Here is an 8,039-nt window from a genome sequence, read left to right as displayed (position 1 = left end):
GAGGTGGCCGCCGCCACCCGCGCCTCGGCCGCGGCCCGGCTGCGGGCATCCAGCACCTCGGCGCGGGCCGGCTCGAGGGCCACCAGCGGCATCCCGGGCAGCACCGCGGCGCCCACGTCGAGCCCGATGCGGCGCGCGTAGCCGGCCACCGGCGCGCTCACCACGTAGCGGTCGATCACCCGGGTGCGGCCTTCCTGCTCCAGACTCACCCGCATCGGGCCGCGGCTCACCGTGCCCATGTCCACCAGCACCGGCCGCGGCCGGAAACCGAAATACAGGCCCACCACCATCGCCACGACGATCAGCCCGATCAGGCCGCGGCGGCGCCATTCGCCCACGTTTTTCACACGCTCACTCCGGAGTCTTCAAGACGGCAACCAGGTCCAGTTTGTCGAGCCGGCTCCGCACCGCCAGGCCCGACAGCAGCGCCGACACCAGCACCACGGTGACGGCGAAGGCATAGGTCTGCGGGGCCAGCACCACCGGCACCCGAAACAGGTCGTTCTGCATCGTACTCGCGATGTAATGGCACATCCATCGGCCGGCCACGAGGCCCAGCGGGATCGCCGCAAGGGTCAGCACCGCCAGCTCGCCGAGCAGGATGTAGGCGATCTCGCCGCGGGTGAAGCCCAGCACCCGCAGGCTGGCCAGCTCGCGGCCGCGCTCGGTGAGGGCGATGCGGGCGCTGTTGTAGATCACACCGAAGGCGATCACCACCGCGAACACCGTCGCCACGTAGGTGAAGAACAGCATGGTCTCGTCCATCACCCGGTTGAAGGCGCGGATCTCCTGCACCCGCTCGGCCACCCCGGCCACCCGCGGGATGCCCTTGAAGCGCTCGAACAGCCCGGCCAGCTGCGCCCTGTCCACGCCCAGCCAGGCACCGGAGATGGTCGGCCCCTCGCGCATGAAGGCGTTGAGCGCGGCGAGGTCCATGTAAGCCGAGACACCCAGGTATTCCTTCACCAGCCCGGCCACCACCACGTCGCGCCGCGGGCGGGCGCCCTCCAGCACCTCCACGGTGATACGGTCGCCCGCCTTCACGCCGAGGCGCTTGCCCAGGTGGTCGGTGAGCAGCAGGCCCTCGGCCGGCAGCGCCACCGGGCGCAGGTCGGCGTCGAGCAGGCGCTGCAGCTCGCCCCCCGATTCGAGGCCGCGGATGGAGGTGCGGTATTCCAGGTGCCCGCTTTTGAGGCGCACCGGCACCGCGCGGAACACCTCGACCCGCTGGATGCCCGGCAGCGCGGCCAGCTCGAAGCGCGCCCGGTAGGCGGTGGGGTCGGTGAAGCTGAGCGACAGATCCTCGCGCTGGGACATGCCGAACTGCACGTTGATCATGTAGCCCACCGTGTCGCGCTGGAACAGCCCGGTGAGGATGATCCCGCAGCCCAGCGCGATGCCCACCACCGCCAGCGCCGACTTGAGCGGACGGCGGCCGATGTGGCGGGCGATCATGCGCGTCGGCTGCGACATCCAGCGCTTCAGGCCGAGCCGCTCGGGCAGCGTCTCCCGGTAGCGCGCCGGCGGCTCGGGGCGCATCGCCTGGGCCGGCTGCAGGCGCGCCACTCGCGCCACCGCGGCCCAGGCCCCGGCGCACGCCGCCAGCAGGCTGACCGCGGCCGCCTGCACCACCACCAGCGGCTCCAGCGTGTAGCGCAACCACGGGAAATGGTAGAAATCCATGTACAGCCCGGCCAGCAGCCCGCCCAGCCAGTGGCCCAACCCGACGCCCGCCACGATGCCTGCGGCGGCGATCGCCGCGACCAGCTTGAGGTAATGCGCCAGGATCGCCCCGTTGCCGTAGCCGAAGGCCTTGAGGGTGGCCACCTGCTCGCGCTGCATCGTCACCAGCCGGCCAATCACCACGTTGAGCAGGTAGGCCGCCACCGCCAGGAACATCGCCGGAAACAGCCGCGCCAGGGTGCCCAGCTGCTGCAGCTCCTCGCTTAAAAAACGGTGGGAGCGCTGGTCGTGGCGCGCGTAGGCGCCGAGGCCGCCGTAGCGCTCCAGCAGCCCGTCCACGGCGGCCATCACCGCGGCGGCGCTGGCTCCGGGGGCGAGGCCGATGGCCAGGTCGTTGAAGGCGCCCTCCAGGTCGTAGGCCTGGCCCAGCGCCCGGCGCTCCATCCACATCACGCCGTAGCGCTTGCTGTCGGGAAAGGCCGAGCCCGGCCGCATCTGCTGGATGAACTCGGGCGACAGGGCCGTGCCCGCCACGGTAAGGGCCTGGCGCCGGCCGTTGAGGATGACGTGGAAGCGCCCGCCCGGGTGCAGCCCGTGGGCCTCGGCGAAGGGCGTGCTGACCACCACCTCATCGGCCCGCTCGGGGGCCGGCAGGCGCCCCTCGCGCAGATGCAGGGCGTTGAGCCCGCCGGGCGCCGGCAGCGAGACCATCAGCGCATTCACCGGCTCGCCGAAATCCGGCATGTCGACCCGCAGCGGGGCCACCACCCGGGTGTCCGCCCGCGCCACCCCGGGCAGCGCGGCGATGCGCTCGCGCAGGGCCTCCGGCGCCCGCTTGAGGGACACGAAGACGTCGGCGAAGCGGTACTCGCGGTAGTAGCCCTGCTGGGTGTCGCGCAGCGCGTGCAGCGTGGACAGGAACATCACGTGGGTGGCCACCCCGCACATCACCACCAGCGCGATCGCCACCGCCTGCCCGCGCATGTGCCACAGGTCGCGCCACAGCTTGCGGTCGAGGGCACGCATGGCGGCGGGCTACCAGCTGAGCCCGGAGGCGGGCTGGCGCACCGCGTTGCGCTCGATGCGCGCCACCTGCCCGTCGCCGAAATGCACCACCCGGTCGGCCATCCCGGCGATCACCGCGTTGTGGGTGATCACCACCGTGGTGGTGCCGAGCTCGCGGTTAACGCGGGCGATCACCTCCAGCACCATCACCCCGGTGTGCACATCCAGCGCCCCGGTGGGCTCGTCGCACAGCAGCACCTGGGGGCGCTTGGCCACGGCGCGGGCAATCGCCACCCGCTGCTGCTCGCCCCCCGACATCTGGCTCGGGAAGTGGTCGAGCCGGTGGGCCAGGCCCACCAGCGCCAGGGCGTCCTCGGGGCGCATCGGGTCATCGGCGATCTCGGTGACGAGGGCCACGTTCTCGCGGGCAGTAAGGCTGGGGATCAGGTTGTAGAACTGGAACACGAAGCCCACGTGGGCGCGGCGGTAGCGGGTCATCGCCGCGTCGTCGTCCACCGTCAGGTCGTGGTCGCCGTAGCGCACGGTGCCGCTGGTGGGCACGTCCAGCCCACCGAGGATGTTGAGCAGCGTCGACTTGCCGCTCCCCGACGGCCCCAGCAGCACCAGGAACTCCCCCGCGTGGATGTCCAGGTCGACGCCCCGCAGCGCCTCGACCCGCACCTCGCCCATCTCGTAAACCTTGGTCAGCCCCCGCGCCTCGAAGATCGGGCGCCCGGCCTGCGCCAGCTCGTTCATCGCCACCTCACCCGCCGTTGCCGCCGCCTTTGCGGTGGATGCCGTAAGGATACTCGCGAACGGCCGTGGCGTCGCCACGGCCGGGGCGCGTGCGTGCTGAGACAATAAAAACCCGCCGGAGAGGCGGGTTGAGTGGGTTATTCAGCCTTCTTGCGCCGCTTGCGTGTTGGCTTGGGCGGTGCCGGCGCCGGTGGCGGGGCGTCGGCGGGTACTTCTTCAAGGACGTCGGGGTTGAGGAAACCAAAACCGATCGAAAATTGCCCCCAAGGCTGTCTGGCCGTGATGTTGGCCACCATCTCCCGGATGGCGGGGTAGGCAATGGTGTGGCCTGCCTGCATGGCCAATGTTCTGCGCTTCTCTGCAGGAACAGATTCGTCGATCGACAGCACCACAAGGCACACGATGTTGAAGAAGTAAGGGGTGTCGGTGGTCATGCTGTCATTGAGCTTGACGCGCAACTCAACGACAAACCGGTTGTCGGTTTGGGGTACGGGCTGGGTGGCGATTCGGGAATCCACCTTTACATCCACCGGAGCACCATTCGCCGTCGGCGAGAAATCCTTATTCGCCACGATAAAAACCTCGGGGAACGCGGTGTTCTCGAGGAAAACGGGTATGTCGTTCATGCTGCGCGTGCACTCAGTCGGTTGCACATCCAAGCGTCCGGTAGGGCTTCCGGGGTGTCATCGGCAGTGCTTGATGTGCTGTCTAGGGAAAAGTGTGCATCGAGCACCGCAGTGGGTAATGCCACCCATTCTCGATCTGTTACCAAGGTCACGTGCTGTACTGAGGGCTCTTTGAAGCCGCTTAAGCTTTTTGCCAGAAGGGCTGGAAGTCCCGGCCAGTCCAGAAAGCTTGATGCAGATGCAGTGACCGGTTTCGAGGCTGATGACGTAACTGCGGGGATGTCGATCTTTACGCCGGCCCTGTCCGCCAGTTTTTGCATCGTCGCGACGTCTTCTAGCGCAAGGCGCAAGAGCAGCGCTGTCGGGCCGGTGGGGGCGGTGTCGCCTCGCTCCCATTTGGAAAACGCTGTGGGGCTGCCGCAGTGGAAAATGCGGGTTGCCTCTTCCTGAGTGATCAGGTACTTCTCGCGCAGTTCGCGCACTTCGCGCGGGGCGATGTCCTTGACGATCTGCCGTTCGAAGGCGTCGAAGAGATCGCGATTGCGGGAAAGCTGTTCCGCAGCGCAAAAGCTGATATCGCAGTCCAGACAAACAGTGTGCTCCTGCCCGTCGAGGACATGATCTTTTTTCAGGTATCGATACGTCACGGAATGATCGTGCCGAACCTCAAGGCAAGTGCTGCCGCACAGCGGGCACTCAAGCGCAGTGGTGGGCGTGCTCATGTTCAGTACCTTTAGTTATGTATGCTGAGGATCAAACACTTGGGGTTTGATTCCCGGAAGCCAAGCTTGACGTACACGTCACATCCGGTACCTGGGCGATCGGCTTCACACTTTCGTGAGCGTAGCCACGAGATGGAGTAGCCATCGGCGTCCACGATCATGTTATTCGTGGTGATGCACCGCTCAGAGCGATGGAAGTGCCTTGCTTCTAAGCTTCTGATGATTTTCCGCAATTCGTCGTCAGACAGTGGAGGAACAAAGTCTTGCTTTTGATCATCCTGTGCCTTTTCGTTGATAACGACAAAACCGTGGAGATCTACAAGCTTTTGTACCTTGGCCAAGTTGTAGACCGGTCCGTTCGCGATACGTTGCCGGTCATCATCATCGCTAAGTTCGATGATGCACGCCCCGCTCACGACGATCCTTGGGTTCGGATTATTGACCATTTTGGTTAGTCAGCACAACCATTGAGTTGTCATGGTCTTCATGTTGGTGTCACATCAATGAGTGTCCGGGAGCGCTTTTCCTGGTCGGTTGTTTCGTCGATGTAACGGGTTTCTGTGTAGGTGATGGTGCACGGCTTGCCGAAGCACTGGGTCACCTTTGCGGCGAGCTCGTCGGGGGCCTTTCCGGTGATGGCACCCTCGTCGCCGAAGAACTCGAACTTGCGCCGACGCAGGCTTGCGCCTGTCAGAACGCCGGTTGCTTGCACCTGGCGAACGGGCGACTCCTTGATGTTGGCGAGCCGGTTGGCCAGGGTGATGAGAGCAGTTTCGTCGGCGATCCAGCTTCGCTCTTGGCCGTCTGGGGTGTGCCATGTTGCCTTGGGGGTGGCCTCCGCCTTGATCAGCGTGTTCACTACATGGCGGTACTGCACCATGACGCGCTGACCGAGGCGGGCCGCCTGTTCGACGGGATTGTCTGTGTTGAACAGATCGAACGTGGCAGCCAGTGAGGTCTCCGGGAGGCTGCTTCCAGTGAGATCGGTGCGCGTCTGGGCTGCAAAACGGATGCCAAAAGACGAGGGGAAGAACCCGGCGACCTCCAGTTGGCACTGCAGCTTGATTGCCTGGGGGATGACGAGCGTCGGGTAGGGCGTGCCCATGGCCTGGCCTACGCGCTCGTAGAGCTTTTGCATTCCTTCCAGTACGACAGCCAGTGCCTTGGCACTGGCACGGTGCCCGTCGTATTTGCGGCCCTGCAGAGCAAAGTCGACGAACTCGGTTTCGCGGGCGCTCATCAGTTCGGCGAGCTCATGCTCGAGCTTGCGTTGAGAGCTGCGCAGGCTTTCGATCGAAAGGAGGTAGATCTCAGCAGGGCCGTCGGCTGCAATGATTCGTTGCTGCGCCGCGATGGCCGTGTCGGCCGCGATCAACTGTTCGCGCAACCAGCGCACCCGCATTTCAGCGTGTTCGGCGTTGGTATTGGCCCGCCAGGAGCGCGGTTCAGGCAGCCGTTGCATCACTTGAGGTCTCCAGTGGTTCGGGCGTGGGCATAACCGTGCGCGCGACAATGCCCTTTGGGCGGCCGTAGTCGTCGTGTCCGAGCAAGCTTTCCCAGTACGAGCGCACCAAGAGGAAGTCGGCGTTCAGTTGGTGACCGGCAGGGGGGACTGGGACGAAATACGAGTCGCAGTGGCAATGGCGTGCGGTCTCGTCGCCTTTGAAGTACGCCTTGATCAGCGTGCGAAGTTCGGGCGAAAGTGCCTCAAAGGCATTGATCGTGCAGAAACTCACAAGATCGAGATCGCAGGGCCCTACTTTCGACGAGACAAAGCTACCCCCGATCCACTGCTCGGCGGGTAGGCCAACGAGCATGAGCGCTTCGATCAGGCGCTCATACCCCTCAAAGATATCTTCTCGTGTTATAGGGCCGCCGGTGGCTGGTGGGCCCCGCAAGTACGATTCGTACATTAGGCGCTTGGTGACGAAGCGCTCCCGAATCTCGTCGTGGGGGGCGGGGTGAATGCCTGGGGGCAGGTATCCGGAATCAGTAAAGTCGGGCAGTGAGCTCAAAGCTTCCCCAGTAAGGCGCGGATTGATCGGGCTATGCGCGCGCCTTCTTCGGGGTTGTTCTTGTAGGCCTGCACGAGGTCGGCTATCGCGATACGCACGTCATTATCGGCGCTGCTTATGTCGTCTTGCAACAGATTGACGAGAGTTTCTGTGGTTCCCGGGCAGCCAGGGTGGCGCCGGAGAGTTCCACGGCCTTGGCTGCAAGATGGGGCTGGTAGTGTCCAGCGGAACTTCGAGCGCCTTTGCGAAGCGGTAGGTGGCGTCGAGAGCCAGCTGATGTTTTCCTATGGCGCAGGTCGAAGGAATACCTTCCCAGGCACCGGGGGCTCGGCCTTGCCTGGGCGAAGGAGTGTCGGCTCGCCGCCGCCCCCACGGCCACGCCGAGCGGCCCCCGGCGCGATGAATCTTGCACCCCACCCCCCGAAAACCGACAATACCGGGTTAGTCAATAAACCCGTTCTTTTAAGTGAAACTCGAACGCATCCTTCAGGGCCAGGGCTTCGGCAGCCGGCGCCAGTGCCGCCAGCTCATCGAGCTCGGCGAAGTCCGCATCCAGGGCGAAGTCGTCGACAACCCCGGCATCGATGTCGCCACCGCCGGCCTCGTCTTCGAGGTCGAGGGTGAAACCTGGGTCTACCGCGACAAGACCTACCTCGCCCTCCACAAGCCCGCCGGCTTCGAATGCTCCCACGAGCCCAAGCACCACCGGGGCGTGTATTCGCTGCTGCCGCACCAGCTCGTCGAGCGCAACGTGCAAAGCGTTGGGCGGCTCGACGTGGACACCACCGGCCTGCTGCTGTTCTCCGACGACGGCGCCTTCATCCACAACCTGTCGTCGCCCAAGAAGCACGTCCCCAAGACCTACCGGGCCGAGCTCGCCGAGCCCGCCTGCGACAAGCTCGTGCCGCGCCTCCTCGAGGGCGTGGATCTCATCGACGAGGCCCAGCCGGTGTGCGCCCTGTCGGCCCGCCTGCTGTCCCCGACCACCCTCGAAATGTCCCTCGACCTGGGCAAGTACCACGTCGTCAAGCGCATGATCGCCGCCGCCGGCAACCACGTCGCCGCGCTGCACCGCAGCGGCTTCGGCGGCCTCAGCCTCGGCGAAGGCGTGCTGGCCGGCCTGGCCGAAGGCGACTGGGTCTACCTCGAAGCGGCCGACCTCCAACAACTGCATCCTGCCGCCTGAAAGGGCCCGCCATGACCGACACCCCCCGCCGCCGCCCGCCCCTGCC

At 65.6% G+C, this 8,039-nt stretch carries 8 protein-coding genes and 1 pseudogene; 1 reads left to right on the top strand and 8 read right to left on the bottom strand.

What is annotated here, in order from left to right; translation table 11 throughout:
• The 8 genes and pseudogenes from ZRA01_RS19355 to ZRA01_RS19320 all read right to left on the bottom strand — a co-directional run.
• Positions 1 to 347, bottom strand: a pseudogene (locus tag ZRA01_RS19355) (efflux transporter periplasmic adaptor subunit); the annotation flags it as partial.
• Positions 348 to 351: 4 nt separating this feature from the next.
• Positions 352 to 2,709, bottom strand: coding sequence for an ABC transporter permease (locus tag ZRA01_RS19350; protein ID WP_141355015.1), 2,358 nt, complete (start codon positions 2,707 to 2,709; stop codon positions 352 to 354).
• Between the two features lie 9 nt (positions 2,710 to 2,718).
• A complete protein-coding gene (locus ZRA01_RS19345) occupies positions 2,719 to 3,444 on the bottom strand; it encodes an ABC transporter ATP-binding protein (RefSeq protein WP_141355014.1) in 726 nt (241 codons plus the stop codon).
• Positions 3,445 to 3,581: 137 nt separating this feature from the next.
• Positions 3,582 to 4,070, bottom strand: a complete 489-nt coding sequence (locus ZRA01_RS19340; RefSeq protein ID WP_141355013.1) for a protein-export chaperone SecB — start codon at positions 4,068 to 4,070, stop codon at positions 3,582 to 3,584.
• Entirely contained in the window at positions 4,067 to 4,792 is a 726-nt protein-coding gene (locus tag ZRA01_RS19335) for a type II TA system antitoxin MqsA family protein (RefSeq protein WP_141355012.1), read from the bottom strand. Before ZRA01_RS19335 ends, ZRA01_RS19340 begins: the two co-directional genes overlap by 4 nt.
• A gap of 11 nt (positions 4,793 to 4,803) precedes the next feature.
• On the bottom strand, positions 4,804 to 5,238 hold the full coding sequence (locus tag ZRA01_RS19330) for a type II toxin-antitoxin system MqsR family toxin (RefSeq protein ID WP_141355011.1): 435 nt from the start codon (positions 5,236 to 5,238) through the stop codon (positions 4,804 to 4,806).
• Positions 5,239 to 5,276: 38 nt separating this feature from the next.
• Positions 5,277 to 6,257 (bottom strand): hypothetical protein, encoded by a 981-nt coding sequence (locus ZRA01_RS19325; RefSeq protein ID WP_141355010.1) that lies wholly within the window; start codon positions 6,255 to 6,257, stop codon positions 5,277 to 5,279.
• Complete coding sequence (locus tag ZRA01_RS19320; protein ID WP_141355009.1) at positions 6,238 to 6,807, bottom strand: DUF6932 family protein; 570 nt, start codon at positions 6,805 to 6,807, stop codon at positions 6,238 to 6,240. Before ZRA01_RS19320 ends, ZRA01_RS19325 begins: the two co-directional genes overlap by 20 nt.
• A 466-nt stretch (positions 6,808 to 7,273) precedes the next feature.
• On the opposite strand from ZRA01_RS19320, the gene ZRA01_RS19315 reads away from it, so the two are divergent.
• Positions 7,274 to 7,993 carry a pseudouridine synthase gene (locus ZRA01_RS19315; RefSeq protein WP_141355008.1) on the top strand — a complete coding sequence of 240 codons (720 nt, stop codon included), beginning with the start codon at positions 7,274 to 7,276 and terminating at the stop codon, positions 7,991 to 7,993.
• Positions 7,994 to 8,039 lie beyond the last annotated feature (46 nt).

The organism is Zoogloea ramigera, from assembly GCF_006539865.1.
In the GTDB taxonomy this organism is placed as follows: Bacteria; Pseudomonadota; Gammaproteobacteria; order Burkholderiales; family Rhodocyclaceae; genus Zoogloea; species Zoogloea ramigera.
This window is presented reverse-complemented; position numbering and strand designations above follow the sequence as displayed.